Annotated in this window: 24 protein-coding genes; 11 read left to right on the top strand and 13 right to left on the bottom strand. The window is 66.5% G+C overall.

What is annotated here, in order from left to right:
• Positions 1–183 precede the first annotated feature (183 nt).
• From ASD55_RS07870 to mddA, 5 genes are all read left to right on the top strand, one after another.
• Positions 184–1221 carry a hypothetical protein gene (locus tag ASD55_RS07870; RefSeq protein WP_056764986.1) on the top strand — a complete coding sequence of 346 codons (1038 nt, stop codon included), beginning with the start codon at positions 184–186 and terminating at the stop codon, positions 1219–1221.
• 120 nt (positions 1222–1341) lie between these two features.
• On the top strand, positions 1342–1872 hold the full coding sequence (locus tag ASD55_RS07865) for an ECF-type sigma factor (protein WP_056764984.1): 531 nt from the start codon (positions 1342–1344) through the stop codon (positions 1870–1872).
• Positions 1873–2006: 134 nt separating this feature from the next.
• Positions 2007–4799: a serine/threonine-protein kinase gene (locus ASD55_RS07860; protein ID WP_056764979.1), complete on the top strand. Its 2793-nt coding sequence runs from the start codon at positions 2007–2009 to the stop codon at positions 4797–4799.
• Between the two features lie 163 nt (positions 4800–4962).
• Positions 4963–6387 carry a hypothetical protein gene (locus tag ASD55_RS07855; protein WP_056764976.1) on the top strand — a complete coding sequence of 475 codons (1425 nt, stop codon included), beginning with the start codon at positions 4963–4965 and terminating at the stop codon, positions 6385–6387.
• Between the two features lie 26 nt (positions 6388–6413).
• A complete protein-coding gene (gene mddA, locus ASD55_RS07850) occupies positions 6414–7193 on the top strand; it encodes a methanethiol S-methyltransferase (protein ID WP_056764973.1) in 780 nt (259 codons plus the stop codon).
• A gap of 31 nt (positions 7194–7224) precedes the next feature.
• Here mddA and ASD55_RS07845 read toward each other — a convergent pair whose 3' ends face one another.
• The 4 genes from ASD55_RS07845 to ASD55_RS07830 all read right to left on the bottom strand — a co-directional run bounded on the left by ASD55_RS07845 (position 7225) and on the right by ASD55_RS07830 (position 11431).
• Positions 7225–8079, bottom strand: a complete 855-nt coding sequence (locus ASD55_RS07845; protein WP_235577753.1) for a ribonuclease H-like domain-containing protein — start codon at positions 8077–8079, stop codon at positions 7225–7227.
• Positions 8080–8096: 17 nt separating this feature from the next.
• Positions 8097–10505, bottom strand: coding sequence for a DEAD/DEAH box helicase (locus ASD55_RS07840; RefSeq protein WP_056764971.1), 2409 nt, complete (start codon positions 10503–10505; stop codon positions 8097–8099).
• 103 nt (positions 10506–10608) lie between these two features.
• Complete coding sequence (locus ASD55_RS07835) at positions 10609–11007, bottom strand: SRPBCC family protein (RefSeq protein WP_056718569.1); 399 nt, start codon at positions 11005–11007, stop codon at positions 10609–10611.
• 46 nt (positions 11008–11053) lie between these two features.
• A complete protein-coding gene (locus ASD55_RS07830; protein WP_056764968.1) occupies positions 11054–11431 on the bottom strand; it encodes a VOC family protein in 378 nt (125 codons plus the stop codon).
• A 66-nt stretch (positions 11432–11497) separates the two neighbouring features.
• Here ASD55_RS07830 and ASD55_RS07825 point away from each other — a divergent pair, with 66 nt between their 5' ends.
• Together ASD55_RS07825 and ASD55_RS07820 are read left to right on the top strand one after the other, a co-directional pair.
• Complete coding sequence (locus tag ASD55_RS07825; RefSeq protein WP_200946108.1) at positions 11498–12358, top strand: AraC family transcriptional regulator; 861 nt, start codon at positions 11498–11500, stop codon at positions 12356–12358.
• Positions 12359–12670: 312 nt separating this feature from the next.
• The gene (locus tag ASD55_RS07820; RefSeq protein WP_200946106.1) at positions 12671–13069 is read left to right on the top strand and encodes a carboxypeptidase-like regulatory domain-containing protein; all 399 of its coding nucleotides are present in this window, start codon (positions 12671–12673) and stop codon (positions 13067–13069) included.
• A gap of 164 nt (positions 13070–13233) precedes the next feature.
• Here the strand turns inward: ASD55_RS07820 and ASD55_RS07815 are convergent, their stop codons facing one another.
• Together ASD55_RS07815 and ASD55_RS07810 are read right to left on the bottom strand one after the other, a co-directional pair.
• On the bottom strand, positions 13234–14799 hold the full coding sequence (locus ASD55_RS07815) for a phospholipase D family protein (protein ID WP_056764966.1): 1566 nt from the start codon (positions 14797–14799) through the stop codon (positions 13234–13236).
• A 207-nt stretch (positions 14800–15006) separates the two neighbouring features.
• Positions 15007–15492: a YadA-like family protein gene (locus tag ASD55_RS07810; RefSeq protein WP_056764963.1), complete on the bottom strand. Its 486-nt coding sequence runs from the start codon at positions 15490–15492 to the stop codon at positions 15007–15009.
• 279 nt (positions 15493–15771) lie between these two features.
• Between ASD55_RS07810 and ASD55_RS07805 the strand changes: the two genes are divergently transcribed.
• On the top strand, positions 15772–16128 hold the full coding sequence (locus ASD55_RS07805) for a tetratricopeptide repeat protein (protein WP_056764960.1): 357 nt from the start codon (positions 15772–15774) through the stop codon (positions 16126–16128).
• Positions 16129–16186: 58 nt separating this feature from the next.
• Here ASD55_RS07805 and ASD55_RS07800 read toward each other — a convergent pair whose 3' ends face one another.
• The 6 genes from ASD55_RS07800 to ASD55_RS07775 all read right to left on the bottom strand — a co-directional run bounded on the left by ASD55_RS07800 (position 16187) and on the right by ASD55_RS07775 (position 20942).
• Positions 16187–16396 (bottom strand): hypothetical protein, encoded by a 210-nt coding sequence (locus ASD55_RS07800; protein WP_157598908.1) that lies wholly within the window; start codon positions 16394–16396, stop codon positions 16187–16189.
• A complete protein-coding gene (locus tag ASD55_RS18385) occupies positions 16356–16802 on the bottom strand; it encodes a hypothetical protein (protein WP_157598906.1) in 447 nt (148 codons plus the stop codon). Before ASD55_RS18385 ends, ASD55_RS07800 begins: the two co-directional genes overlap by 41 nt.
• Before the next feature lie 388 nt (positions 16803–17190).
• Positions 17191–18111, bottom strand: coding sequence for a hypothetical protein (locus ASD55_RS07790; protein ID WP_056764952.1), 921 nt, complete (start codon positions 18109–18111; stop codon positions 17191–17193).
• Positions 18112–18210: 99 nt separating this feature from the next.
• Complete coding sequence (locus tag ASD55_RS07785; protein ID WP_056718564.1) at positions 18211–18471, bottom strand: hypothetical protein; 261 nt, start codon at positions 18469–18471, stop codon at positions 18211–18213.
• Entirely contained in the window at positions 18468–19769 is a 1302-nt protein-coding gene (locus ASD55_RS07780; RefSeq protein ID WP_056764949.1) for a hypothetical protein, read from the bottom strand. Before ASD55_RS07780 ends, ASD55_RS07785 begins: the two co-directional genes overlap by 4 nt.
• Before the next feature lie 21 nt (positions 19770–19790).
• On the bottom strand, positions 19791–20942 hold the full coding sequence (locus tag ASD55_RS07775; RefSeq protein WP_056764946.1) for an SPFH domain-containing protein: 1152 nt from the start codon (positions 20940–20942) through the stop codon (positions 19791–19793).
• A 537-nt stretch (positions 20943–21479) separates the two neighbouring features.
• Here ASD55_RS07775 and ASD55_RS07770 point away from each other — a divergent pair.
• From ASD55_RS07770 to ASD55_RS07760, 3 genes are all read left to right on the top strand, one after another.
• On the top strand, positions 21480–22418 hold the full coding sequence (locus ASD55_RS07770; RefSeq protein ID WP_157598904.1) for a hypothetical protein: 939 nt from the start codon (positions 21480–21482) through the stop codon (positions 22416–22418).
• A 348-nt stretch (positions 22419–22766) separates the two neighbouring features.
• Positions 22767–23315, top strand: coding sequence for an isochorismatase family protein (locus ASD55_RS07765; RefSeq protein WP_056764939.1), 549 nt, complete (start codon positions 22767–22769; stop codon positions 23313–23315).
• Positions 23263–24261 (top strand): helix-turn-helix domain-containing protein, encoded by a 999-nt coding sequence (locus tag ASD55_RS07760; protein ID WP_235577752.1) that lies wholly within the window; start codon positions 23263–23265, stop codon positions 24259–24261. Before ASD55_RS07765 ends, ASD55_RS07760 begins: the two co-directional genes overlap by 53 nt.
• Before the next feature lie 91 nt (positions 24262–24352).
• Here the strand turns inward: ASD55_RS07760 and ASD55_RS07755 are convergent, their stop codons facing one another.
• Complete coding sequence (locus ASD55_RS07755) at positions 24353–25558, bottom strand: acetyl-CoA C-acyltransferase (RefSeq protein ID WP_056764936.1); 1206 nt, start codon at positions 25556–25558, stop codon at positions 24353–24355.
• Positions 25559–25636 lie beyond the last annotated feature (78 nt).

The following is a 25636-nucleotide window of genomic DNA, read 5'->3' as shown; positions in this document are numbered from 1 at the left end:
GCGATCCAGCGCACACTTTGTTGGCGCGGTCGATGCAAGAGTGAAACCGTAGTTGTCCAGGCTGGACGGCAGGTATCCGGGTGACGGGGCGCTGGCAGAGTCGAGAGCCGTGGTCGCCCAAGCAGGCAGGGTTGTTTTGTGAGTTTGTCGATTTCTGCAAGTGCGCCAGTGCAAGAGGCCGCCATGGCCGATCCGTCCGCCGTATTGCCCGCCATCAAGAGCGTGCTCGACAGCTTGCCGACCGCGCATCGCGCCCTGCCGATCGGGCGCCGGATCATCGGCCAGGGCTGTCACGGGGCCGTCCGCAGCGACGAAGCCACCCCGCGCATCCGCTTCGTCTACTTCACCGCCGGCGCCGACCATGATCGTCACGCCGCCTACCATCGCCACCTGATCACCGCCGAAATCCTGCTCGACCGCGTACTGGCTGCCCACGTCGCCGGGCTGCGCTCGATGGCGCCGTCGCTGGATTACGCCGCCGAGGCGCGGGCCACGGTGCCGCCACCGGCAGGCCTGTTTCATCGCGCCACGCTGGAACATCGGCGCTGGTATCGTGCCGACGGCAGCGTCCGCGCGGTGCCGCTGACCCAGGAGGCACTGTCCCTGCGGATGGCGGCCACCGACGAATTGTCCATGCGGGAAGCCAGGGCCCGCACCGCGCAGCGTTCGCACGCGCTGCCGGCCCGCGACCAGGCCTGGCTGGTTGCCCGTCGCGCCATCCCGCTGGGCCAGCGCCCGCTGAACCAGCCGGAGTGCCGCAGGCTGGCCGCGGCCCTCGACGGGATCTGGCAGGCATCCACGGGCAACTCACACGTGGAACGGGCCAACCGGCGGATCGCCCTGAGCGTTGTGGCCGTGCTGGGCAACTTGCTGGACGAATACGTGGCCTCGCCCTTCCTGTGCACCGCCTTGAGCGAAGCGTTCAACACCAGCCACCTGGCCCATCTGCGCCAGACCATCGCGGACTCGCGCCAGACCGAGTCGGCGTCGGACAGCTTGCTGGCCGGTCCGAAGGCCTGGTTTGCCGCCAAGGCCGTCCGCATGCGTGCCGAACACCAGCTCGGCCTGTCGATGTCGCCAGCGGCGGCTGCCAGCATCCGCCTGTCCGGCCGTGCCGTGGTGACCATGATCGGCGGTCGCCTGTATACCTTCATCGACGGTCGGCGATCGGGCTCGCGCCGGTTGCCGCCCCTGCTGGCGGCTGACGCGCTGTCGGCCTGAGCTAATTCCCCGCCGCGGCGACCGAGCGGACGACCGTTCAGCTGTCCGCGCCGAACGGGGTACGGATTCCCGGCAAAGGCGTACCATGCGGCGCATGGCGGCTGCAGGGAGGTGCTCGTCATGTCCGATTCCCGACCCCTGGCCGGCGACGGTTCCACCGACGCGCTGTTTGCCGTGGTGTACGCACGGCTCAAGGCGATGGCCGCCCGACAGTTGTCGAATCGTCGCCAGGCCACCCTGGACACCACCGAGCTGGTGCACGAACTGTACCTGCGCATGGGCCAGCGCGAGGCGTTGCATTTCGACCATCCCGCCCAGTTTTTTGCCTACGCCGCGCGCGCCATGCGCCACCTGCTGATCAACCGCGCCCGCGATCGCCTGCGCCTGTGCGCGGGCGGGCAGTGGCTGCGGGTCACCCTTGACGACCAGGATCTGAAGCTGGCGCTCGACACCGCCGAGCAGACGCTGGCGCTGGACGCCGCGCTGGACGCGCTGGAACAGTCCGACGCCCGTGCCGCCCAGGTGGTGGAACTGCGTTACTTCGCCGGGCTCAGCCTGGAGCAGGTCGCCGACACGCTCGGCGTGGCCCGGCGCACCATCGACCGCGACTGGCGCTTCGCCCGCGCGTTCATCAAGGCACGCATGGGTTGAGGGTGCCGGGGGCGCAGCATGCCGTCGGGGTGGCGGCGAAGCGCGGCCGGGGGCGAGGTCGCAAACGGGGCATGTTCGGGGTTAACCGTGGCAAGGCATACCGTGGGGAGTTCGGCGTGGAACCCGCAACGACAATGCGCGACGTGTTCGAAGCGGCACTCGGGCTGCCCGCGCCGGAGCGTGCGCGTCTGCTGGACGAGCGCTGCCCCGATCCGCTGCGGCGCGCGGAGATCGAACGCCTGCTCGCCGCCGACGCCACCGAAGGCGAGCTGCTGTCCACCGGCGATGCCGCCTGTGCCGCGCGGGCCATCGGCGATACCAGCGTCGCCCAGGCGCTGCCGGCCGGCAGCCGCATCGGTCCGTTCGAGCTGGTCGAGGTGCTGGGCGAGGGCGGTTCGTCGACGGTGTTCCGGGCCTTTCGCCAGGTCGATGGCGTACGCCAGGAAGTGGCGATCAAGCTGCTGGCGCGCGGCCTCTACACCGCCGATGCGCAGCGCCAGTTCCGCCGCGAGCGCGAGGCGCTGGCGCGCCTGCGCCATCCCGGCATCGCCCGCCTGATCGAGGGCGGCATCACCGAGGCCGGTCTGGCCTATATCGCGCTGGAGCTGGTCGACGGCGTGCCGATCACCCGCTACGCCAGCCAGCATCGGCTGGACCTGCGCCAGCGGCTGGTGCTGTTCCTGATGGTCTGTCGTGCGGTGGAGACGGCGCATCGTGCACTGATCGTGCACCGTGACCTGAAGCCGTCCAACGTGCTGGTCACCGCCGACGGCCACGTCAAGCTGCTCGACTTCGGCATCGCCATGCTGCTCGACGAGGACGCCGCCGAGCAGATCCATACCCAGCATCGCGCCTTGACGCCCGCCTACGCGGCGCCCGAACAGTTCGCCCAGGAACCGGTCACCGCGGCGACCGACGTGTATGCGCTGGGCGTGTTGCTGGACGAACTGATCACCGGGCAACGGCGCGCCAGCGTGGATGCCGGCACCCCGTCGTCACGGCTCAGCCAAGACACCGTCACCACGGCTTACGGCACCGTGCCGGCCAGCGTGTCGAGGCTGCGGCACAAGCTGCGCGGCGATCTCGACAACATCGTGCTGAAGGCCATCGCCACCGAGGCGGAGCGTCGCTACGCCTCGGCCGGCGCGCTGGCCGAGGACATCGAGCGCCACCTGGACCGCCAGCCGGTGCTGGCCCATCCGCCGTCGCGCTGGTATCGCACCAGCAAGTTCGTGGCCCGCCATCGCGGCGGCGTAGTGCTCACCGCGTTGTTCGTGGCGGCCGTCCTCACCTCATTGTCGATCGCGCTGTGGCAGGCACAGGTGGCCCGCCAGCAGGCCGCACGCGCGAACATGGTGCGGGATTTCGTCGAGAGTCTGTTCGCACCGGTGCGCTACGGTGCCGCCACATCGGAACAACCGAGCCTGGACGAACTGCTGGCCCATGGCGTCGCGAAACTCGACAACGCGCCATCGATGGATGACGGCAGCCGCGTGGACCTGCTGGCGATGTTCTCGCGCCTGTACGAGGACCTCGGCGATGTCGCGCAGGCGCGCCAACTGGCGAACCGGGCGGTCGCCTTGTCGGAACGGACGCTCGCGCCGTCCGCCATCGAATCGATCCGTGCGCTGACCGCACGGGGCTACGCCGCGGTGCGCATGGAGGACTATGCCGACGGCGGCACCGACCTGCGGCTTGCCCACCAGCGCATGCTGGCGCAGGGCATCCGCGGCGAAGCACTGATCGACCTGCTCGGTCCGCTGGGCGCGGTCGAGAACAGCGAGGGCCATGGCGAAGCCGCGCTGGACCTCGCCCGCGAGGCACTGGCCGAACGGATCGCCAGCTGGGGGCCGGACGATCCGCGGGTCGGCATCGGCTACAACGACGTCGCCTCCGCGCTGGAAGGCCTGGAGCGCTACGACGAGGCCATCCCGATGTGGCGAAAAACGTGGCAGTTCGAGCTCGCGCATTTCGGCCCGTCCAGCAACCAGACGACGCTGGCGCTGGCCGGCCTGGCCTCGTCCACCTATCGCGCCGGCCAGTGGACGCAGGCACATGCACTGTTCGCGCAGGCCCTGGCGATGTACGCCCGCAACGGCAATGCGCCCCAGATCACCCAGGTGTATGCCGCGCAGAAAGCATGCGTGCTGGAGGGGCTGCGCGCCGATCACGCCAGCGCGCAGGCGCGTTGCGGGCAGGCGCAGGCCTGGTCGGCCAGCGGCTTCGGCGCGGATACCGCCCTGCATGGCGACTCGCTGGAGGCCACGGCGTTTGGCGAGGTGGAGGCGGGCGATCTCGTCGCGGCGCGCAAGCTGTTCGACGCGGCCCGCAAGCTGTACGGCAATGATCCGGCCAACCGCATGCGGATCGGCCGCGTGGACAGCGAACTGGCGGGCATCGCCCTGCTGGAAGGCCAGCCTGCCGTGGCGCGCAAGCTGCTGCCGGAAGCCATCGCCGGCCTGCGCACGCGCAAATACCGGATGCCGCCGCTGATCGCCGAGGCGCGCCTGCTGCTGGCCTGCGCCCAGACCCCCGCCACGCCGTGTCCAGCCGACCTGCAGGCGACGGTCGAGCGCGACCTTGCCGCGGCGGCGCCCCGCAACGACCCACAGCTGCTGTGGGTGCACACGCTGCTGGCGCAGGTCGAGCTGGCGCATGACCAGGCCGGCGAGGCAAAGACCCGGCTGACGGCAGCGATTCCCCGTGCCGCCGGCGAGTTGCCACCGGCGCATCCGCGTCGACTCGCGGCGCAGCTGTGGCTTGCCGTGGCCGCGGCGCGCAGTGGCGACTGCGCCCATGCCGAAGCGCAGGCTCGCGCCGCCAGCGCGACCATCCAGGCCGGCGGTCTCGCTGCACATCCCGAGCTGGCCATTGCCAGCACGCTGCTGCGCCATCCCCTGGCTTCCTGCGGCCAGTTGCTGAACTGACCCGCACTTCAGCGCCCCACTCATCGCCCCGGCTGGCCTGCGTGGACCGGGCGGTGGGCGCATGTCGCAACTTGTCGCCCTTCGGTGTTCTCCGTCTTGCCACGACCACGCGGTCGGGCGGGGCAGGGGCTGCATCAACGACAAGCCAAGGGGGCACACCGTCATGTTCCATCAGCGCACTTTCGTATCCGTCGCAGCAGGACTGGTCCTGCTGGCGACTGTTGTCGGCACTCCGGCGCAGGATCGACGTCACCAGCCATCACCGGCTGCCAACACGCTGGTCACCGCCAACCCTTCGGGCTGGCTGCAGACCAGCACGCCCAGCGGCAGCATCGACACCGCCAATCCGTTCTTCCAGAGCTTTGGCCCCAACGGCCGCTCCTGCGATTCCTGCCATCGACAGGCCCAGGGCTGGTCGATCACCCCGGACGAACTGCGCCAGCGCTTTGCCAGCACCAACGGCAACGATCCGATTTTCCGCCTGGTCGACGGCGCTGTGTCGCCACGGGCCGATGTGTCCAACCTCTACGCGCGGCGCATCGCCTACTCCATGCTGCTCAAGCGGGGCCTGATCCGCGTGGGCATGCCAATGCCGGCGAATGCCGAGTTTCACCTGACCCGCGTCGATGATCCTTACGGTTACGCCAGCGCGAGCGACCTGTCGCTGTTTCGGCGCCCGCTGCCGTCGACCAACCTGATCTGGCTTACCGCGGTCATGTGGGACGGGCGTGAGACCGTCGCGCCATTCAAGCCGCCGATGGATGCCGGCATCAACCACGAGAACATCATCGAGAGCCTGGCTTCGCAGGCGCGCGACGCCATCCTCGGTCACGAACAGGCCGCGGTCGCCCCCGACGAGAGCGTGATCGACCGGATCGTGGACTTCGAACTGCATCTGTTCACCGCCCAGCTGATCGACCAGGATGCCGGCAAACTCAACGCCGGGGACGGCATGGGCGGCGCCAGCATCCTGGCGCAGCAGCGCTTCTGGATCGGCATCAACGACACCCTGGGCGGCGATCCCACCGGCGATGCCTTCGACGAGAAGGCGATGCGCCTGTTCGACGAGTGGAACGTCCCCGGCGCGCAGTTCAGCCACGATCGCGGCGAGCGTGCGCGGGCCGCGATTGCCCGTGGCGAGCAGCTCTTCAACACGTTGCCGATCGCGATCAGCGGCGTGGCCGGGCTCAACGACGTGACCGGCCTGCCTGTCATCCACGGCAGCTGCAGCAGCTGCCACAACGCGCCGAACATCGGCAATCACTCGGTGGCGCTGCCGGTGGACATCGGCATTGCCGACGCGAGCCGACGCACGCCGGACATGCCGCTGTACACGCTGACCAACAACTCCACGGGCAGGAGCGTGCAGACCACCGACCCCGGCCTGGCATTGCGTACCGGCAAGTGGGCCGACATAGGCAAGTTCAAGGGGCCGATCCTGCGTGGACTCGCCGCACGCGCGCCGTACTTCCACAACGGCTCGGCGGCGACGCTGATGGACGTCGTCGACTTCTACGACACCCGCTTCGACGTGCACATGAGCGGGCAGCAAAAAAGCGATCTCGTGGCGTTCCTGTCGGCGCTGTGAGGCGTCACCACCGGAGGTAATCGATCATGCGTGCCTTGTCGGTTCTCTGCTACGGCGTGCTCTGCTACGTCGTGTTCTTCCTGACGTTTCTCTACGCGATCGCCTTCGTGGGGGACTTCCTGGTACCCCGGACACTGGACCGGCCGCCGCCGATCGGGCCGGAGACGCCCACACCCTGGATCATCGACCTCGCACTGCTCGGGCTGTTCGCCGTGCAGCACAGCGGCATGGCTCGCCGCAGCTTCAAGGCGTGGCTGACACGCGTGGTGTCGCCGGCGATCGAGCGCAGCACCTACGTGCTGCTGTCCAGCCTGGCGCTGATCCTGTTGTTCTGGCAGTGGCGGTCGTTGCCGGGCACGATCTGGCAGGTGGACGCCGGCTGGGGCCAGTCGCTCCTGTATGCGCTGTTTGCCTTCGGCTGGCTGCTGGTGCTCACCGGCACCTTCGTGATCAACCACTTCGACCTGTTCGGCCTGCGCCAGGTGTGGCTGTACGCTCGCGGGCGCCCCTGTACGCCGTTGCCGTTCAAGCAGCATTTTTTCTATCGCGTCGTGCGCCATCCGCTGATGCTCGGTTTCCTCATCGCGTTCTGGGCCACCCCACACATGAGCGCCGGCCATCTGCTGTTTGCCCTCGCCACCACGGGCTACATCCTGATTGCGGTGAAATTCCTCGAAGAACGCGACCTGATCGCCGCGTACGGCGGTGACTACCGCCGCTACCAGCACGAAGTACCGATGCTGTGCCCGTGGCCGCGCCCGCACCATGGCAAATCGTCCCGTTCCGCTCCCGGGGTGGCGCATTGAGCGGGTACCTTGCCCGCTGGCAAACCGCTCTTCAACGCGCTGTCGATATGGTCGAGCAATCGGCCATGTGCAGCAGCACGCCGGCCAGGCTCTTCAGGTCCTGTGCGTTGTGTGCGGCCACCCGCCGCAAGTTGCGGGCAGAGCCGCCGCGCAGGTAGGTGAGCCAGGCGGCCGGCGCCTCGGCGCCGGGCAGGTCGTCCTCGCGCACCACGCCGAGCAACTGTCGTTCGGCGGTGGCCAGGCGGCAGTTGGGCCACTGCCGCTTCCAGTACCGTCGCACCGGATGCAGCAGGTCTAGATGAGCCAGGCCGGCCAGCGGGTTGGGCAGGCGGGCGAGGCGATAGCGGGTGGCCAACAGCGGTGCGTCGTAGCACTTGCCGTTGTAACTGACGAGCACGGTGTCCTCGCTCAGCCACTCGGCGAACGTGTGCAGCATGGCGGTTTCGGCGGCCATCGTGGTGAGGGTGAGCTGGCGGATGCGGAAGCGGCCATCGAGCCAGTCGGCGGCGCCAATCATGAAGGCGCGGGTGCCGGTGCCGCCGGCCAGGCCGGTGGTCTCGGTGTCGAAGTGCAGCAGGCGATCGTGATGTACCAGTTCCATCCGGGCGAAGCTGGCGTCGATGATCGCCGGCGGAGCGAGCCAGTCAATCCATTGTTCGGTGTAGCGCAGGCCGGGCGCGATCTCGATGCCGGGCACCTCGCGGTCGTTGGACGAGAGTGTGGCCGGGCCTCGCTTCAGTTGCGCGTGTCGTTGCAGGAGGCGACGCAGTTCGGGGGAAATCACCCGATCCGGCACGGTCACCGCATGGCTGCTGACGGAATGGATGATTGATGTCGCTACAGGCGTGCTGGCGACTTTGCCGGCTTCCACGCGCAGCTTGCGCATCCGTGCAGCCAGCGCATTCACAGTGCCACCAGCAGTGCCAGCACGCGCAGCGCCAGCGCCTTCGGCGTGCTGGCTGCCTCTTCGTCCGCGGCCAATACCGGGCCGACACAGGCCGGGCAGCCGGCGCGGCAGTCGCAGCGTTCGATCAGGCTAATCGATTGCGCCACCAGATCCTCGCGACGCTGGAACAACGGCTCGCTCTGGCCGATGCCGCCGGGGAAAGCATCGTACAGGTAGACGGTGGGCGTGAACGGCGTACCTGGCGCCAGCGTGGCGGGTTGACCGTCGTTGCCACGGATCTGGCTGCGGCCACTGAGGTCGGCGCTGACGAACCACGCGCCATCGCCCGAGCCCACGGATTTTTGCAGGTCGCGCGCCTCGGCCATCACCGCCACGGTGGCCACGATCTGCAGCGCATAAGCCGCGCCGAGGAAACCGTCCAGCGCCTGCTGGCGCTGTTCGAACGCAGCATCCAGCACCGCCTGCGGCAGCTGCCACCACACCGCGGTGGTGTGCAGTTCCTGGTCGGGCAGGTTGACCGGGCCGAAACCGATGTTTTCGTGCGAGTAGAAGCGGATCTTCTTGTAGCCCGGCACGCGGCGCACCACGTGCACCTCGCCGTGATGCGCCTGGCCGCAGCCCGCGTGCGAGCTGTCGAAGCAGTCCAGCACTTTCAATTTGGTGTAGTCGATGGCGTCGGTGTAGTAGTCGACGTTCGTGCGCGTGACATACGCCTTGCGGCCTTCCCAGTCCAGCTTCTCGACCTGGTAGGGCAGCGACTGGATCATGTGGATGGCGCCTTCGTACAGCGTCACCGCGGCGGCGGAGTAGTCGACCTCGGCAATGATGGTCTGGCGACCGTCGGTGCGATCGACCACCACGAAATTGCCGTCGGCGACCGAGCGCAGCGAGACCGCGATGGCCGGGTAACTGTCGGCAATCCATTCCCAGCGATCGCCCTCGCGATGCAGTACGCCTTCCTCGCCCAGCAAGTCCAGCCACGGCGTGGTCACTTCAGTGCCGAACATCTCGTCACCGACGAACGGCAACTCGAACGCGGCGCAGCGGATGTGGTCGAGCAGGATCAATGGCTGATCCGGCTGAATGCGCGCGTGTTCCGGCGTCGCACCCTGGAAGAACTCCGGATGCCGCACCAGGTACTGGTCCAGCGGATCGGAGCTGGCCACCAGCACGCCCAGCGCCGATTGCTGGCGCCGGCCGGCGCGGCCGAAGCGCTGCCAGGTAGCGGCGACCGAGCCCGGATAGCCGTTCAGCACTACCACGTCGAGGCTGCCGATATCCACGCCCAGCTCCAGCGCCGAGGTGCTGACGATGCCGTCGATGCTGCCCTCACGCATCGCCCGCTCGGCGGCGCGGCGTTCCTTCGGCAGGTAGCCGCCGCGATAGGCGCGGATGCGCGGTGGCTTGCGCGGGTCGTGGTCGAACACGTCCTTGAGATACTTGGTCAGTACCTCAACCATGCTGCGCGACTGGGCGAACACCAGCGTCTTCATGCCCGACTTGATCGCCAGCCGCGCGATGCGATTGGTCTGCGAGCGCGCCGAGGCGCGCAGTCCCAGATCGGGATTGATCACCGGCGGATTCCACAGCAGCACATGCTTGTCGCCGGTGGGCGCGCCGCTTTCGGTGATCGCGGTGACTGCGTCCTCGATCAGCGCCTCGGCGTGCTCCTGCGGATTGCCGATGGTGGCCGAGCACAGGATGAATTGCGGGGTGACGCCGTAGAACGCGCAGACGCGTTTCAGCCGGCGGATCACGTTGGCTACGTGCGAGCCGAACACGCCACGGTAGGTGTGCACCTCGTCGATCACCACGTAGCGCAGGTTCTCGAAAAACTGCGCCCACTTGGTGTGGTGCGGCAGGATCGCCTGATGCAGCATGTCCGGGTTGCTGACCACGATGTCGCCATGCAGGCGAATTGCCTGCCGCGCGTCGCCGGGCGTATCGCCATCGAAGGTGAAGGCTTTCACGCCCAGCTCGCCGACGTTGTTCAACTCCAGCAGTTCGGCCACCTGGTCCTGCGCCAGCGCCTTGGTCGGGAACAGGTAAAGCGCCTTGGCCTTGTCCTGCATCGCCGCGCTGATCACCGGCAGCGTGTAGCACAGTGACTTGCCCGAGGCGGTGGGTGTGACGATCGCGACGTGCGCGCCCGATTGCGTGGCCTTCCACGCCTCGGCCTGATGGCTGTAAAGCTGCTCGATGCCCCGCGTGCGCAGGGCTTGCGCCACGGCCGGCGGAAGATCCGCGGGCATCGGCGCGAAGCTGCCCTCGCGACCGGGCACCACGAAGGCGCCTGTGATCCGCGCCGCGTAGCGCTTCGACAGGCGCTGGGCCAGCGTGCGGCCATCGCCGGGGTCGCGCAGTACCAGGTCATCGGTGGCATAACGGTCGGGCAAGGCGCTCATGGTTGGCATCCGCGAAAGTCTTCGCGGATTAAGCCGGCGTGGTGTCTCACTGGGTGAGATAGGCGTTCCGCGAGCGTGCACGAATGACGCTCCTCCTGCCTGCTCAGCGCGCCAATCGGTCCAGGGCCACCTTCATCGCATGCGCACCAGCATCCATCGCTGCCTCGATCGCGCCACCGATATCGTCGGGCAGGAAATCCGCCAGCCAGACCACACGAGTGGCATCCGGTTCGGCCACCACCTGGGCGGAGGCGTTGTAGTGCGTGGCGCCCACACCTTCGGCTGACCACACCAGTCGACGGCTGCACTCGTCCAGGGTGATGATCGGCTCGCGCACGCACTGGCCATTGGCAAAGGTGACCCGCCGCGCACCGGGTTCGAGACAGGTGTCGATGACGAAGCCGGGCACCAGGCGCGTATGCAGCGCACCGATGTCGCGGATCGCATCCCATGCATCGTCGGGATGGGCTGTGGTGATGATGTCCTTGCGTACGGTTGCCAAAGGGTTCTCCTCGTTGGACTGGATGATGCCGTCCCGCTGCAGTCAGTCACGCAGAGCTGCCGCAATACGCCTCGATGCGGTAGCCGTCAGGGTCGCTCACGAACGCGGCGTAATAGTTCGTGCTGTAATCCGTCCGAAGCGCAGGTCCCCCGTTGTCGCGCCCGCCATGAGCGAGCGCGGCGGCATGGAAGGCATCAACGCTGGTGCGGCTGGGAGCCATCAGGCAGATGTGCAACCCCGAGGCGTCGTTGGCCGGAACCGGCGCCTCGCTGCGCAGCACCCAGAACGCCACCGAAGTCGTGCCGTAGCCGAGCGAGGTTGCATCCGCACTGAGACAGCGATAGCCCAGCGGCTGCAATGCGGCGTCGTAGAAGGCCCTGGCACGCGTGATGTCGCGGACGCCGATGGACAAGTGGTCGATCATGGGTGACTCCGATGATGGTCGGTGGCAACATCATCGACGTGACTGCAACTGGCGGCTTGGGAAAAATTGCTGTTCGACGGAAAGGTCTGTTCCACGGTGACGATAGAGGCAACAGCATTGGCCAGCGGCAATGGCTGGAGCGTGCAGGAGGTGATCTGCAGCGCCGGGCCGCGCGATCGTGCGTTCGAGGAGCGCCATGAGACAGTCTCCGTCGCGGCGGTCCTCGCCGGGACCTTCCTGTATCGCAGCGGTCAGGGTGATGCTCTGCTGGCGCCCGGGTCGTTGCTGCTCGGCAACCATGGCCAGTGTTTTGAATGCGGACACGAACACGGCACCGGCGATCACTGTCTGTCCTTCCATTTCACCCCGGCCTGCTGGGAAAACCTGGTAGCCGCCATGCCCGGCGTACGCAAGGCCACATTCGGCCACTCGCATGTGCCGCCTGTGGCGTCGCTGACGCGGCTCCTGGCCCGACTGGAATCTGCCCGACAGGAAAATGCCGCCGCGCTGGAGGAAATCGCCATCGATCTGGCGGGCATCGCGCTGCATGTGGATGCCGAGCTGTGCCCACGATCGGGCCGCCTTGGCCGCCACGACGTCCAGCGCGTATCGGATGCCGTACGCCGTATCGAAGCCGATGCGCAACTGGCCGACGACAGCCTGACGCTGGGCGAGCTTTCCCGCGAAGCCGGCCTCAGCCCCTGGCACTTCCTGCGGGTGTTCCGTCGCGTGGTGGGCATGACCCCGCATCAGTACGTGTTGCGCACACGCATGCACCGCGCCGCCGTTCAGTTGCGCGACTCCACCACATCCATTTCCGGCATTGCCTTCGAGGCCGGATTCAGTGATCTGTCCACGTTCAATCACCGCTTCCGCACCGTGATGGGCATGAACCCGGGTGCGTATCGCGCCCGGCCGAAATGCTGAGCTGACCTGGTGGGCCAGCCACGATCGTTCCGCGGCGGGCCTTGTCATCCTGTTCGTCAGATGGGTTGACCTATGACCTCTGGCCCTTCGGCAAGCGCGCCTTGCCGTCGTAGGCTTGCACAGCCATCGGGCAAGTGACATCCGCGCTTCAACCGATGGCAGCAGACGACGAGTGAAACCCGGCTTGCACCCGACAGTCCGTCGCGTGCCGGACAGGTAATGCGCGGACGTCCAGAACTCCCCCACGAGCGGGCTGCCTGATTTCTGGCGGCGTTCGTGCCCCAAGGCTCTAATCAGGCATCAGGAAATCTCATGAACAACAGCAATGTCCTTTCGAACAAGCATTCGCAGCGTCGCTCCTCTTTCGCACGCAGCCTGGCCATTTCCGCCGCCGTCGCCCTGTGCGGTGTGGCAGGATCGATGGCGGTCCATGCGCAGTCCACGGCCGGCACCGTTTTCGGCGTCGCACCGGCGGGCGACAGCATCGTGGTTCATAGCGACGTCAATGGTCTGCAGCGTCGGGTTCACGCCGATTCCAAAGGCCGCTACAAGGTCAAGATGGTTCCGGCCGGTGTCTACGTCGTGACGCTCGAAGAGAACGGACAAGCCGTGGTCAAGCACACCAATGTGACCGTTCGTGCCGGCGGCGGCATCAAGGTCGATTTCGATTGCGCCAAGGGTGAATGCGGCAAGCCCGCAGACAAGTCCTGATGCATCGTCCGGGGTAAATGCTGACGGGTCTCGTCCGCGTGCTTCGCTCGTGATGCGCGCGACCGGCCATGCGGTCATTCCCGGCAAGTCCGGCGTCGGAAGACGCCGGACTTGCGTTGCGGAACATCTCCATCCCACAGGTGAGCGCGTGACTTTCCGGCACGTTAGAGCAGGCTCTCCAGCGGCAGCAGCTTGAGCATCTGTACCTCGACCCGACGGCTGGCGGTAACGCCGGGATCGTGGTCGTAGGTCACCGGCTTGCCGTGTTCGGTGGCCTGCCATTGCATGGCACCGTGCGCCGATCCGTCGGCTTTCAGCGACACGCGGTAGGCGTACTCGGGCAAGGTGGCGGTGTCGAAGAACTCGGTCACCGCGGCGGCCAGCGGCGGGCAATCGACGATGATGCCCATCTCGGTGTTGAGCAGTTTCGAGCGCGCGTCCATGTTCATCGAGCCGATGAACACCTTCCGCCGATCCACCACGATGGCCTTGGCGTGCAGGCTGACGCCGGACGAGGTGCCGCCGGTGGTGGCCGGTTGCGACGCGCCCGTGGCCGGTTGCAGTTCGAACAGTTGCACGCCGCTTTCCAGCAGCGAGCGGCGATAGCGCGAGTAGCCCGAGTACACGATCGGCTCGTCGTTGGAGGCGAGCGAATTGGTCAATACCTTGACCGTCACGCCGCGCCTGGCCAGCGCGTCCAGATACGCCGAGCCACGCTCGCCGGGAATGAAGTAGGGCGAGATCAGCAGCAGTTCGTGCTGCGTGGCATCGGTCATCGCCTTGATGTCCGGACCGATGCGCAACTGCGGCTGGTCGGGCCCGGCCTCGATCTTGGACGGCTGGTCGGCCACCAGCGTGGCCGGCCCCCAGAACCAGCTGCCCGGACGATCGGCGGATGCGCCATGGGGCAGGGCGTCCAGCGTCGCCTGCGCATAGTCCGATTGCGCGAACACGCGCGCATCGTGGGCCAGCTCCACCCGCAGCTTCGCCAGGTCGAAGTGATCGGCGTGCTTGCCGTGGAACGCCTTCACCGGATAGGCCGCGTCGCAGTTCCAGTATTCGTCGAACGCGTGCGAGGCCTGGTTCACCACCGGTCCGATCGCGATCAGGTCGAGGTCGCGGAAGTTGGTGTTCTCACCCGCGTCGAAGTACGCATTACCGATATTGCGTCCGCCCACGATCGCCACGTTGCCATCGGCGATGAACGACTTGTTGTGCATGCGGCGGTTGAGCCGGTGCGTATCGAGCAGGAACTGGGTGGCCCTGGACAGCAGCGATGGACTCTTCGTGGCAAACGGATTGAACAGGCGCACCTCGATGTTCGGATGGGTGTCCAGCGCGTCGAACAGGTCGATCGCCTGGCTAGCGTTGATGTCGTCCACCAGCAGGCGCACGCGCACGCCGCGATCGGCCGCGGCCAGCAACCGCTGCGCCATCAGCCGTCCGGTCGCGTCGTTGTCGAAGATGTAGTACTGCAGGTCAAGCGAGTGCTGCGCATGGTCGGCCAGCGCCACGCGGCTCATCAGTGCATTGGTGCTGCGCATCAGCAGACGAAAACCGGATTGCTCCTGGTGCTTGTCCGCCTCGGCGTGCACGTAGCGCGCCGCCGGCGTGCTCACGGTGGGCGGCAACGCCTTCGACACCGGCTTGACCACCGGTGCCGGGGGCGAGCAGGCCGCCAGCGCCAGGCCGAGCAAGGCCGATCCGACCGCCTTGATGAGATACCGCATGTGCACCTGCCTTTGCGTTACGCGCCGACCCCGGCTTTGCAGCCTCGTTCGTGACCGTCGGCGTACTGTGCGAAGCGGGCCGTGAATTCCACGCGACTGGCGCGCTGCGCTGCTTCGGGCCGGCTGCTGGTCATTCGGATCAGCAGGCAAGAGGGCGTACGGAACGACACGGCTACCCGCGCCGTTCCGTACGTTCCCCCGAAGCGCTTACAGGTCGAAGCCGAAGCCGGCGCCGGCGCTGGACTCACCGCGACTGAAGCTGGCACCCAGCGAGAACGAGCCGTGGTCGCCGACACGCTTGCCATAGCCGATCGATACCGCGCCCTGGCCTCCTTGCGCGCCCATGCCGATCGCGATGCGTCCATTCGGGCCACTGCCATTGGATGCGTTGACCGCCATCTGGGTCATCGCGGTGCCCATCGCGCCGACCTGGCTGATGCGCTTGTCGGTCTGCGCAAAACGCCTGCCGACCTGCTGCTGATACTGGGTGAAACTGTCGTTCCAGGTCGCGAACCTGCTGTCGGTGTACGACTTCGAGGAGTTCAGCGTCTGGGCAGCGGTGGCGGCATCGCCGGCATCCATCTGCCGCTTGTTCACCGCGTCCATCGGGTCGGCGCCGTCGGTCACATTCTTCATCTGGGTGCCATCCGTCCCGCCCAGCGTCGCCGTCGCCTTGCCGGCGTCGTCGTACATCACAGCAGCTCGAGGTCACTGTGTTGCTCACCTGTGCACGCGCGGGGGACAGCGCTGCGCTGGGCCAGGCCTACTCGGCGGTCTACGACGAACTCAAGCGCGCGGCGCGGTCGCAGCTTCGGCGCCTGCGCGACGACTTCCAGACCACCGCGCTGATGCACGAGGCCTACCTCAAGCTGGCAAGCAGATCCTTCAGCGAGAACTTGCTGTCGAGCATGTGCTGTGGCGTCGCCCCGGTGAGTGCCTCTTCCAGGAACTCCATCGCGCGTCGAAGCCGACATGCGCCAAGCCATCGCGATCAACGAAAAGTTGGTGGGTGCGGACAGTCCGGAAGTCGGAACGAATTATTGGCAACTGGGTGAGGCATTGAATGACCTGGGGCAGCATGCCGATGCGCTGGACGCCTTTTCCCACTCGGAAACCATTCTGACCAGCGGCAAGCCGGTGCCGGGACAACTGGCGACTGTGTACAAAGGCATGGGCATTGCCTGGCAGAAACAGGGCGACAAGTCGAAAGCCGCCAATTTTTATCAGCGCGCCTTGGCCAGCCTGGGCAAGGCCGACACACCACGCCTGCAGAAGATGCGGCAAGACATCCAGGCGTTGCTGGCTGGCGTGCAAGGCGTTCCGCTTTAGGATCGCTCAAGAACTGGCGAAACGCCTGGCGATATGACGGTGCGTGATGCCAGCGACTTCAGCGTGCACGCTGGAATACCTGGAATGACAGGTCGCGATTCCACGGCAACCATGCCGTGATCCATGGGCTGTTGATGATGAAGGCCTGGCCTTCGGCGTAGCTGTCGCCGAGCGGGCCTGTCCACAGCATGCAATTGCCGCCGCTGGCCTCGACCGTAAAAGCGTAATCACCGGACAACATCAATCGTGGCTGTTCGAACTCGACCATGCGCATGCTCTGCATGCCGTTGGCCGACGCCCACGAATCCAGCGCATAGCCGGGAACGTCCTGCGACATCAATACCCGGCCGGACGGCAGGCGACCTTGCCGAGAAAGGCGATGCAGCCGGGACGGTGTTGCGCAGACTCTGGATCGTCACGCGGACCACGATGACCTCCGGCGCCGACGTGCAGTTCAGTGGCAGCATCAGGTGGGTGACGACACCGGTCTCGTGCAGGTGGAAGCCCTGGGCGAATTTCTGTTCCGCGATCCCCAGCCGTCCGACGGGGAAGCCACTGGCATTGGCGTCCTGCGCCACTTGCTCGGCCGCCAGCTCCGGTGGCGTTTGCGACAGGGCAGGTCCAGCGGCAGTGACAAGCAACAGGGTGGCGAGTGAACGGCAGTATTTGCGCATCGGTTTCTCCGTGTTCGACAGGAAGGATCGTGGCTGGCTTCTTCCTGTCTAACGGGAAATCGTCCCGAAAGCGGACACGGCACAGCCATGTCGAGGCGATGCGCAAGGACATGGCGCGGCCATGCGCCGGGCCGATCCGTCGCGCCTGATCGACGCTGCCGCAGTCGCCCGCGCCGACGAGCGCCTGCAGCAGGACTTGCGAGCCGTCGTGCGGACCGATCGCGGCAACCCGCTGATGACAGTGGGGCGGCCACGCCGGAAGGCGCGGGTCCGCTGTGCGGGATGATCCGTTCTGCAGGGCGCAGACGATGCCGTGGCTGTAGCGGCGGGCGGACGTGCTTTGCTTCGGAAGTGAGGCGCGTGTTCCAGGCGCGGCGTTGGCCCCTGTCTAGCCCCAGCTCGACGCCGGTATGGCACCGGGGGCGAACATGCCGTGCGGCCCGAAGTGGAACATCCGCGAGCGGTCGCGTGCGTAGTCGAGGCCCTTGTCTGCCAGCACGGACCGGTTCAGGTCTTCATACCATCGCTGCACCGTCGTGGCGTCGGTCAACAGCAGGATTCGCCAGTCCGGGAACGCGACCGTGATCGGCTCGTCGCCGTGCCAGGCGAACTGCGCCTCCGCGCCATGCTGCACCATGTCGGTGCCGATCAGCTGGTTCAGCGAGACGCGGATGCGTTCGAACTCCATGTTCGTGAGCAGCGGGGTGAAGTTCTTGACGCCGTGGAGCTGGCCTTCGTGGCGCCGGTTGTCGGTCTCGTTGCCGCGGACGATCACGTCCTTGAGGTCGTAGTCGCCGTGGATGTAGACCCAGCCCTTGCCGGCATGGTTCAGCTGCAGGCAGCCGTAGTGCCGGGAGGCGGGATCAACGTCGACGCGCCAGCGCCACTCGGCCGAACAGGCAGCGACGCGGCCCACGCCCCAGGCGGCCCAGCTTTCCGGACGCTGTGGATCCCCCATGGCCGGCATGTCGGCCGCCAGGTAATGCATGCCGTCGAGCCAGGCATCCGTCGCCTTCTGCAGCTTGGCCGGCTTGTACGCCCCGGGATGCATGCCCGGATGCACCACCAGTCCGGCGATGACGTACTCCTGTCTCACCATGCGGCCGCCGACCGAACGCACGACAGCCGGCGGGTTGAGGTCGGCGGTCTTGGCCTTGATCAGGGCTGGCTTGGGGTAGTAGCCGGGCACGCAGACGTAGCGCAGCGAATCCTCGTTGGTGTGGCGCACCAGCAGGATGACGTTGCGATCCCGCGCCACCATCAGGAATTTCCGCAGGTCAGTGCCCCGCATGCCGATGCCGATACCCATGTCCGCCGCTCCTGTTCCGTATGGATGTCCAAAAGTGTACGTATTTCGAGACGTCGTGGTTCCGGCGACGCCGGGGCAGGTCGATGCTTGCTGGCGCCCTTATCCGGAGCCGCCTGGCACCCGCTGCACGCGCTTGCGGTAGGCGTGCACATTGTCGCCGCGGATGCGCGAGTCACGCGTGCCTTTCACCTCGTCGATCTTCTGTTCCGAGCCGGTCACCGGTTTGGCCACCACGGCCGTCTCGTGTTCGAAGTCGTGTGACTTGTCGGTGTTGCGGTAATACCGGTACAGGGTCCAGTACAGGCCCGCTGCTCCGGCCGGTCCCAATGCCAGCAGCCACAATCCACTGTCGTCGCTCATGACGAATGCCCCACGAGAAAGAGTGCAATGGCTTCGAGAAACGTGCCGACGGTGAGCGCGGCGGTGAGCAGCTTCCACTGCTGCACCGGCACGCTGCCCATGGTTTCGCCGGTGCGGCCGTTCACCGCGATGTAGTGCAGCATGCCGCCGTTGGGGCCTGGCTGGTGATAGGAGTACAGCCACACCGGCAGGTACATCGACACCCAGCGCGTGCCATGCACGCTGAGTTGTTCCTGTTCCCAGCGCACGCCGCGATCGTAGCGGGCCACGGACATTTCGACCTGGGCGCGGGCGATCGACAGCAGCTCGTCTTCCAGTTGCGGGCGCAACTTTTCCACGTCCATGTCGCGCTTTTCCGAGGTGATGCCGGTCAGGTAGGACGCGTTCCACTTCACCGCGTTCTTGGTGTCGAACGGCAGGATCGTGTTGATGATGTTGTTGGTATTGGTGCGCGTGTCCAGGTTGCCGCGTTCGCTGGAGGATTCCAGCGGCAGGTCGTCCACGGTGAAGTCCACGTGGCGGTCCAGCCTGTAGACGTCGGCGTCGTAGTAGGTCTTCTTGTCGCTGGTGTATTCGCGCGTCTTGATCTCGCCCTGGCCGGCGACGCTGGCGCTGACATTGCCATCGACGATCATGTACGGCAGGTAGACGGGAACGACGTTCTCCGGCGTGAACTCTTCCTTGAACGCCTTCAGCGCGAACAGCCGCCGCTTGTCGACGAACTGGCGGATGCGCGCGACCGCGTCGTCCTTCCTGATGTGTAAGGGCAGCACCGCATCGGGCACCGCGCCATTCGGCACCTGCTCGTTGACGCCGAACACGTGGCGGCACCAGTGGCATCGCGCGGTCATCGCGTTGGCGGTATTGACCGTGACCTCGGCGCCGCAACCGGGACACTTGAAGGTCATCAGGCTGGCCGCGTCGGCCTTGATGTCCTGCGCGCCCGAAGCGATCACCGTGCCCTGCAACTGATCGATGCCCTCGCCCAGGCCGAAGGCCTCCTCGACGCCCTCACCATGCCATTCGTGACGGCAGTACATGCAGATCAGCAGGTCGGTGCCGGGCCGTTGCCGGATCTCGGTCGAACCGCATTTCGGGCAGCGGTTGAGGCCGTCCTTGAGCTCGTCGGCGGCCGTGTCGATGGCGATCGGGTCCGGCGCCTGCAACTCGTCGCGGATCGGCGGGGGCAGGGTGGCCGGATCGATCGGAAAGCTGCCGTGTGGCGGCGGCACATCGTGCGGCGAACCGGGGCCGGTAGGCGGCGGCCCCGGTGGCAGCGGGGGAATGGTGGTGTTCATGGTGTGAGCGCCGTTCGCCGCTTACAGGCCGAGGGCCTTGGCCTTTGCCGCGTCGTAATCGGCCTGGGAGATCAGGCCGAGGTCGAGCATCTCCTTGGCCTTCTTCAGCTTGGCGATCGGGTCGTCGGCCGCCGGTGCGGCTGGCGCCACCGGCTGCTGCAAACCACCGATGCCACCCATCATGCCCGACGCCATGCCAATGCCCATCATGCCCGCTGCGCCGCCGTTCTCGCCGGCCGCCTGCATGCCAGCGGCGACGCTGGCCTGCAAGTTGGAATTGCCGCGGGCGCCGGAAAGCGCATCGGCGCGCTGCACCGTCTTCAGCAGTTCGCGAGTGTTCGCGTCGTACTCGATGGAGACGATGGCGGTCTTGACGATGGCCAGGCCGCGATCGGACTTCCACTGGTAGGCGCTTTCCACCGCATCGGACAGGCTCTTGGCGAAGCCCAGCGAATCCTGCTGCAGCTTGGTGATGCGGTGTTCCTTGTTGCCGTCGTTCGAATACAGGCTGAAAGCCGGGGCGAGCGAACCCACCACCTCGTTGAAGAGCTGGCTGGCCGCGGCGTTGTCGATGTCGGTGAAATCGAACACCTTGCCCGGCTGCAGATACGAGGCCGGCACGAAGTTCTTCACGAACAGGATCGGGTCGACGATCTTCAGCGTGTACGAGCCGCGCGTCACCGCGCCGACCTGGGTGTTGAGGAAGGCGTCGTCCCAGTAGATTTCCGACTGCGTGCCGAAACGGTTGTCCGGCAGCTCCTTCAGCGAGACGAAGAACGCCGCTTGCTGCGAACCCGGCTGGCCGCCGAACTTGAAGCGCTCCCAGCTCTGTTTGATCAGCGAATCGACAAGGCCGCCGCCCGAGAAAATCGAGGTCGAGTTGAGGTCGTCCGAACGCCATTCATAACCGCCGGCCTCGGCGGCGAAGCCGGTGATCTTGCCGTCCTGGAACAGCAGCAACCCATAGCCTTCGGGCACGACGATCTTCGAACCGTTGGTGATGATGTTCGACGAGCCGTGCGTGTTCGAACCGCGCCCGGCATTGCTGCCCTGAGGCACTGCCGCAAACAGCGCCGCCGTCGACGGCAGGCCGTCCGGAATCGTGTAGAAATCCTTCCATTGATCGGCCAGCGTGCCGCCGATCGATCCCGCCACTGCCTGAAAAAGACCCATGACTTTTCCCCTTGGATTCGTGGCCGGGCAAGACACCCGCCATGCCCGTCGAACTATACCCCGCAAGGCGGGGCACGCGAACCGTCAGACCCGAGGCCGGTTTGCCGGCCGTCCCGATTTTTTGCGCTATCCTCGACCGGATTCCGGGGGGAATGGATGACCATGGAACGCGGGCCGATCGTCGCCACCATCATCTGCGTTGCCGCCACGACGGCAGCAGGGCAGATGCTGGAGTGCCATCACGTGCTTGTCGACCGCGACAGGCCTGCCCTGCGAATCCGTTTGCCATCACCGGCCGTTTCGCTGGCATCTAGGCCGCGGACCTTGCAGCTTCATCACCTTTCATTTCGATCCCCTCGCACGAGGCGTGAACGAACATGGCGATTGCAGGTGACAGGTGCCTCGATTCCAGGTTCCGTGCCGCGTAATGCCGCGGGAACGGGAAGGAATTCGCCTTTACGCAAGTGACAGAAGCATCCGACTCGGGCCCGGTTCTCCGGTTCCTCTTTCGATCGACCACCAAGGGAGTTGATGGGCATGCCTTCACAACCGGTTATCGACACACTGCTTGCAGCTTATGGCTGGACGGGCAAACCTGCCGCCCACATCGTCAACATGCCCGGCCACCCTCTGGCCGATATCGCCAACAAGACCACTCTTTGGCACAACTTGAACGCGAATCTGTGGCGTTATGCGCGAGCCAACAACTGGGTCTGGATAGATACGGCCGGAAACAACGGCTCGACCTCGCATAGCGGGCCCATCGCCCCGGGCAAGCCCCCGGCGATCCCTGGAGCCGGCACCGGCGGCATACCGTTGCTGGACGGTACGAACCTTGCGAAGTCCTGCAATTGCGGAATCTTCAACACCGTGGCGCGGCAGCTTGCCTGGCACATCCTGGGGTTCAAGGACAACGAGGTGTTGAACGCCTCCACCGACAAGACCTTCGTCACGCTTCCCGGATCATCCACGTTCGACGCGGCCTGGATGGGCAATGTCCGCACGGTGACGCAGGACTTCGCCACGATCCAGGCGCTGAAATTCACCAATCACTCCTTCAGCAAGGGGCCCGATGGCAATTTCACCGACGCCACCTGCAACGTCCCCAGCTTCGCCAACAAGACCGACATCATGTGGTTCGACCTCAAGCGGGCCAAGAGCACGCTGCTGGTCGAAAACTCCGGCCAAGCCGGCTGGCTCGTGGTTGACACGGTCTATAGCCATCATGGTCAACTGCCGGCCGGAGGTCCGCCTTACTACCTGATTGCCTCCGCGCAGCTGAAGGCAAAGAAAGGATTGTTCCCGCTGGGAGGTCCCGGACTGACACAGGCGGCAATCAACGCCGTGCCCGACCAATGCGCCACCTGCGTCGCATGGCCGAACTGGTGGCTGCTGAGCGCCAACGATCTCCCCGTCGAATTCAAGAACTGGGCACGCTACTTCCTGCCGATACCGGGATACAGCTCGGGGTATTAGGGGCGACATCGGTGACAATTCTGGACCACCCCGAATGAAAACGGCGCCGTATCGCTACGGCGCCGTCGCAGTTTCAGAGTGGCCTTCGCCGGAATGACGAACTTCAGAGCGCCTCGAAAATCCCCGCCGCGATGCCGGTACTAAAACATGGGCCGGAGTCGACTTTCGTGGCGTCTCGGGTGCGCCGACCGGTCACCTCCTTCGGAGTCGCGGCGGATGTAGCCGATACGCGCTTCTCATGTTTCGGGGAGGGCGTGGCCAGATCCGTCCGCTCATGGTCCGGCGCGGTGCTCGTGGCCGGTCGGTCGGCTGCCTAAAGTGACGACTCCCCAACGAAGGAGTCGCCTCATGTCCGATACCCCCGCCTTGCTGGTCATCGATGTGCAGCAGTCGTTCCTGCATGCGCCGTACTGGCGCGAGGACGATGTGCCGGTGTTCCGCGAGAACCTGCTGAAGTTGATCGACGCGGCGGCCGCACGCGGCTGGCCGGTCGTGCGCATCCTGCACGAGGACGGCGATGCGCATTTCACCGCGGCGTCGGGACTGGTGACGCCGATGGCGTGGGTGCCGGATGCGCACGACGTGGTGTTCCGCAAGCAGGTGCACAACGCGTTTACCGGCACCAGCCTGGAGGCGTGGCTGCGCGAGCGCGGCATCGGGCGGGTGATCGTCAGCGGCATCCGCACCGAGCAGTGCTGCGAAACCACCGCGCGGGTGGCCTCGGATCTCGGCTTTGCGGTGGACTACGTGACCGAGGCGACGCTGACGTTTCCGATGATCCACGCCGGCAGCGGAAGCCACTACGATGCGCAGGACATCAAGCAGCGCACGGAACTGGTTCTGGATGGTCGCTTTGCCCGCATCCGCACCGTCGATGACGTCCTCGCCGATCACTGAGGTGTGCTTCGTGCTGCCGCCGGCGCTGATCCTGCTGGATCTCGCCGGCGCGGCCGACGCGTTTCGCATCGCCGCTTCGATGGGTTTGCCGGTGCGCCTGCGCCTGCTGGCGCCGATCGCGGAAGGCGAGGCTGCCACGACGGCGCTGGGCGTAGGACTCGCCGGCATCGAACCGTTGCCGTCGCAGTTGGATGATCACGCGATGATCGTCGTCTGCGGCGCCACCGGCAGTGGTGAGCAGGTGTTGTCCTCGCCCGCCAGCAAGGCCCTGGTCGCATGGCTGCAGCGGCATGGCGGCCACGGCCGACGGCTTGCGTGCGTGTGCTCGGGCGCGTTGCTGGCCGCCGCCGCGGGCTTGCTGCACGGCCGCCGCTGCACCACGCATCACAGCCTGCTCGACACGCTGCGGGAACTCGCGCCGACGGCCGAGGTGCTGGACAGCCGCGTGTTCGTCGAGGATGGCGAGGTGTACACCAGCGCCGGCATCACCGCCGGCATCGACCTGGCGCTGCATCTCATCGCCGGCCTGGGCTCGTCGCGGCTGGCCGCCGCGGTGGCGCGCGAGATGGCCGTCTACATGCGGCGTGCGTCAGGCGACCCCGCGCTGTCGCCGTGGCTGGAAGGGCGCAACCACATGAACACGGCGATCCACCACGTGCAGGATGCGCTGGCCAGGGCGCCGGACCAGGAATGGCCACTGGCGCGGCTGGCCGACATCGGCCACCTGAGCGTGCGCAGCCTGACGCGGCATTTTCGCGAAGCCAGCGGCATGTCGATCAACACCTACCACGCCCGCCTGCGCCTCGCACTCGCCCGTCAGGCACTGGCCACCGGGGACAGCGTGGAACGCGCCGCCGAACGCGCCGGGCTGGGTTCGGCACGCCAGCTGCGCCGGCTGTGGTCGACGCATGCGAGCGACAGCCCGGCGTCGGCGCGACGGCGCTGAGGGCGCCTGCGGCTTTCCGCTGGCCCGCCTTGGCCGGAAACAGAAACGGCGCCGCATCGCTGCGGCGCCGTTGGTTTTTTGGGTCACGCGATCAGAGCGCTTCGAACACGCCCGCCGCGCCCATGCCGGTGCCGATGCACATGGTCACCATGCCGTACTTCTGCTTGCGCCGACGCATGCCGTGCACCAGCGTGGCGATGCGCACCGCGCCGGTGGCGCCGAGCGGATGGCCGAGCGCGATGGCGCCGCCGAGCGGGTTGACCTTGCTCGGGTCCAGCTTGAGGTCACCCATCACGGCCAGCGCCTGGGCGGCGAAGGCTTCGTTGAGTTCGATCCAGTCGAGCTGATCCTGGGTGATGCCGGTCTGCCTGAGTGCCTTGGGAATCGCTTCCTTGGGGCCGATGCCCATCACTTCGGGTTTGACGCCGGCGACCGAGAAACCGACGAAGCGGGCCAGCGGCTGCAGGTTGTATTCCTTGATGGCCTTTTCGCTGGCCAGCAGGATGGCGCCAGCGCCGTCGGACATCTGGCTGGAGTTGCCGGCGGTGACGGTGCCGCCGAACTGGCCGTTGCGGAACACGGTCTTCAGCTTGGCGAGCACTTCCATCGTGGTGCCGGCACGCGGGCCTTCGTCGGCGGTGATGCGGCGGCTGTCGGTGACGATCTGGCGGGTGGCGAGGTTGGGGTAGTGGTCGTCCAGCGCGAACGGGCTGATCTCGTCGTCGAATTCGCCGGAAGCCTGGGCGGCCAGGGCGCGGCGGTGGCTTTCGACCGCGAACGCATCCTGCTGCTCGCGGCTGACCTTCCACTGCTTGGCCACGTTTTCGGCGGTGATGCCCATGCCGTAGGCGATGCCGATGTTCTCGTCCTGGAAGATCGCGGGGTTCATCGCGATCTTGTGGCCCATCATCGGCACCATGCTCATGCTTTCGGTGCCGCCGGCAAGCATCAGGTCGTCCAGGCCCAGGCGGATGCGGTCGGCGGCCATCGCCACGGCCTGCAGGCCGGAGGAACAGAAGCGGTTGATGGTGACGCCGGGCACGGTGTGGGGCAGGCCAGCCAGCAGCACGCCGATGCGCGCCACGTTCATGCCTTGCTCGGCCTCGGGCATGGCGCAGCCGATGATGGCGTCGCCGATGCGGTGCGGGTCGATGCCCGGGTACTGCGCCATCACGCTGCGGATCACGTGGGCGAGCATGTCGTCCGGGCGGGTGTGGCGGAATACGCCGCGCGGCGCCTTGCCGACCGGGGTGCGGGTGGCGGCGACGATGTAGGCGTCTTGCACTTGCTTGGTCATTTTATTCTCCGTTGCCCTTCGCGCGGTGCGCGGGTTTGGGCGAAGTGGGTCGTAACTGTGGGGGACAACCATCCCCAC

Origin of the sequence: Rhodanobacter sp. Root561 (assembly GCF_001427365.1) — a bacterium.
In the GTDB taxonomy this organism is placed as follows: Bacteria; Pseudomonadota; Gammaproteobacteria; order Xanthomonadales; family Rhodanobacteraceae; genus Rhodanobacter.
Note: the sequence above shows the minus strand (reverse complement) of the source record. Positions and strands in the feature narration are given on the sequence as shown.

What these genes read in the sequence shown, in the direction of transcription:
- ASD55_RS07815 (WP_056764966.1), bottom strand. Translation starts at nt 14,799, where the DNA reads ATGCGGTATCTCATCAAGGCGGTCGGATCGGCCTTGCTCGGCCTGGCG.
- ASD55_RS07780 (WP_056764949.1), bottom strand. Translation starts at nt 19,769, where the DNA reads ATGAACACCACCATTCCCCCGCTGCCACCGGGGCCGCCGCCTACCGGC.
- ASD55_RS07770 (WP_157598904.1), top strand. Translation starts at nt 21,480, where the DNA reads ATGCCTTCACAACCGGTTATCGACACACTGCTTGCAGCTTATGGCTGG.
- ASD55_RS07775 (WP_056764946.1), bottom strand. Translation starts at nt 20,942, where the DNA reads ATGGGTCTTTTTCAGGCAGTGGCGGGATCGATCGGCGGCACGCTGGCC.
- ASD55_RS07755 (WP_056764936.1), bottom strand. Translation starts at nt 25,558, where the DNA reads ATGACCAAGCAAGTGCAAGACGCCTACATCGTCGCCGCCACCCGCACC.
- ASD55_RS07760 (WP_235577752.1), top strand. Translation starts at nt 23,263, where the DNA reads ATGGTCGCTTTGCCCGCATCCGCACCGTCGATGACGTCCTCGCCGATC.
- ASD55_RS07870 (WP_056764986.1), top strand. Translation starts at nt 184, where the DNA reads ATGGCCGATCCGTCCGCCGTATTGCCCGCCATCAAGAGCGTGCTCGAC.
- ASD55_RS07790 (WP_056764952.1), bottom strand. Translation starts at nt 18,111, where the DNA reads ATGGGTATCGGCATCGGCATGCGGGGCACTGACCTGCGGAAATTCCTG.
- ASD55_RS07845 (WP_235577753.1), bottom strand. Translation starts at nt 8,079, where the DNA reads ATGCGCAAGCTGCGCGTGGAAGCCGGCAAAGTCGCCAGCACGCCTGTA.
- ASD55_RS18385 (WP_157598906.1), bottom strand. Translation starts at nt 16,802, where the DNA reads ATGCGCAAATACTGCCGTTCACTCGCCACCCTGTTGCTTGTCACTGCC.
- ASD55_RS07810 (WP_056764963.1), bottom strand. Translation starts at nt 15,492, where the DNA reads ATGTACGACGACGCCGGCAAGGCGACGGCGACGCTGGGCGGGACGGAT.
- ASD55_RS07830 (WP_056764968.1), bottom strand. Translation starts at nt 11,431, where the DNA reads ATGATCGACCACTTGTCCATCGGCGTCCGCGACATCACGCGTGCCAGG.
- ASD55_RS07800 (WP_157598908.1), bottom strand. Translation starts at nt 16,396, where the DNA reads ATGGTCGAGTTCGAACAGCCACGATTGATGTTGTCCGGTGATTACGCT.
- ASD55_RS07820 (WP_200946106.1), top strand. Translation starts at nt 12,671, where the DNA reads ATGAACAACAGCAATGTCCTTTCGAACAAGCATTCGCAGCGTCGCTCC.
- ASD55_RS07785 (WP_056718564.1), bottom strand. Translation starts at nt 18,471, where the DNA reads ATGAGCGACGACAGTGGATTGTGGCTGCTGGCATTGGGACCGGCCGGA.
- ASD55_RS07805 (WP_056764960.1), top strand. Translation starts at nt 15,772, where the DNA reads ATGCGCCAAGCCATCGCGATCAACGAAAAGTTGGTGGGTGCGGACAGT.
- ASD55_RS07855 (WP_056764976.1), top strand. Translation starts at nt 4,963, where the DNA reads ATGTTCCATCAGCGCACTTTCGTATCCGTCGCAGCAGGACTGGTCCTG.
- mddA (WP_056764973.1), top strand. Translation starts at nt 6,414, where the DNA reads ATGCGTGCCTTGTCGGTTCTCTGCTACGGCGTGCTCTGCTACGTCGTG.
- ASD55_RS07840 (WP_056764971.1), bottom strand. Translation starts at nt 10,505, where the DNA reads ATGAGCGCCTTGCCCGACCGTTATGCCACCGATGACCTGGTACTGCGC.
- ASD55_RS07865 (WP_056764984.1), top strand. Translation starts at nt 1,342, where the DNA reads ATGTCCGATTCCCGACCCCTGGCCGGCGACGGTTCCACCGACGCGCTG.
- ASD55_RS07860 (WP_056764979.1), top strand. Translation starts at nt 2,007, where the DNA reads ATGCGCGACGTGTTCGAAGCGGCACTCGGGCTGCCCGCGCCGGAGCGT.
- ASD55_RS07765 (WP_056764939.1), top strand. Translation starts at nt 22,767, where the DNA reads ATGTCCGATACCCCCGCCTTGCTGGTCATCGATGTGCAGCAGTCGTTC.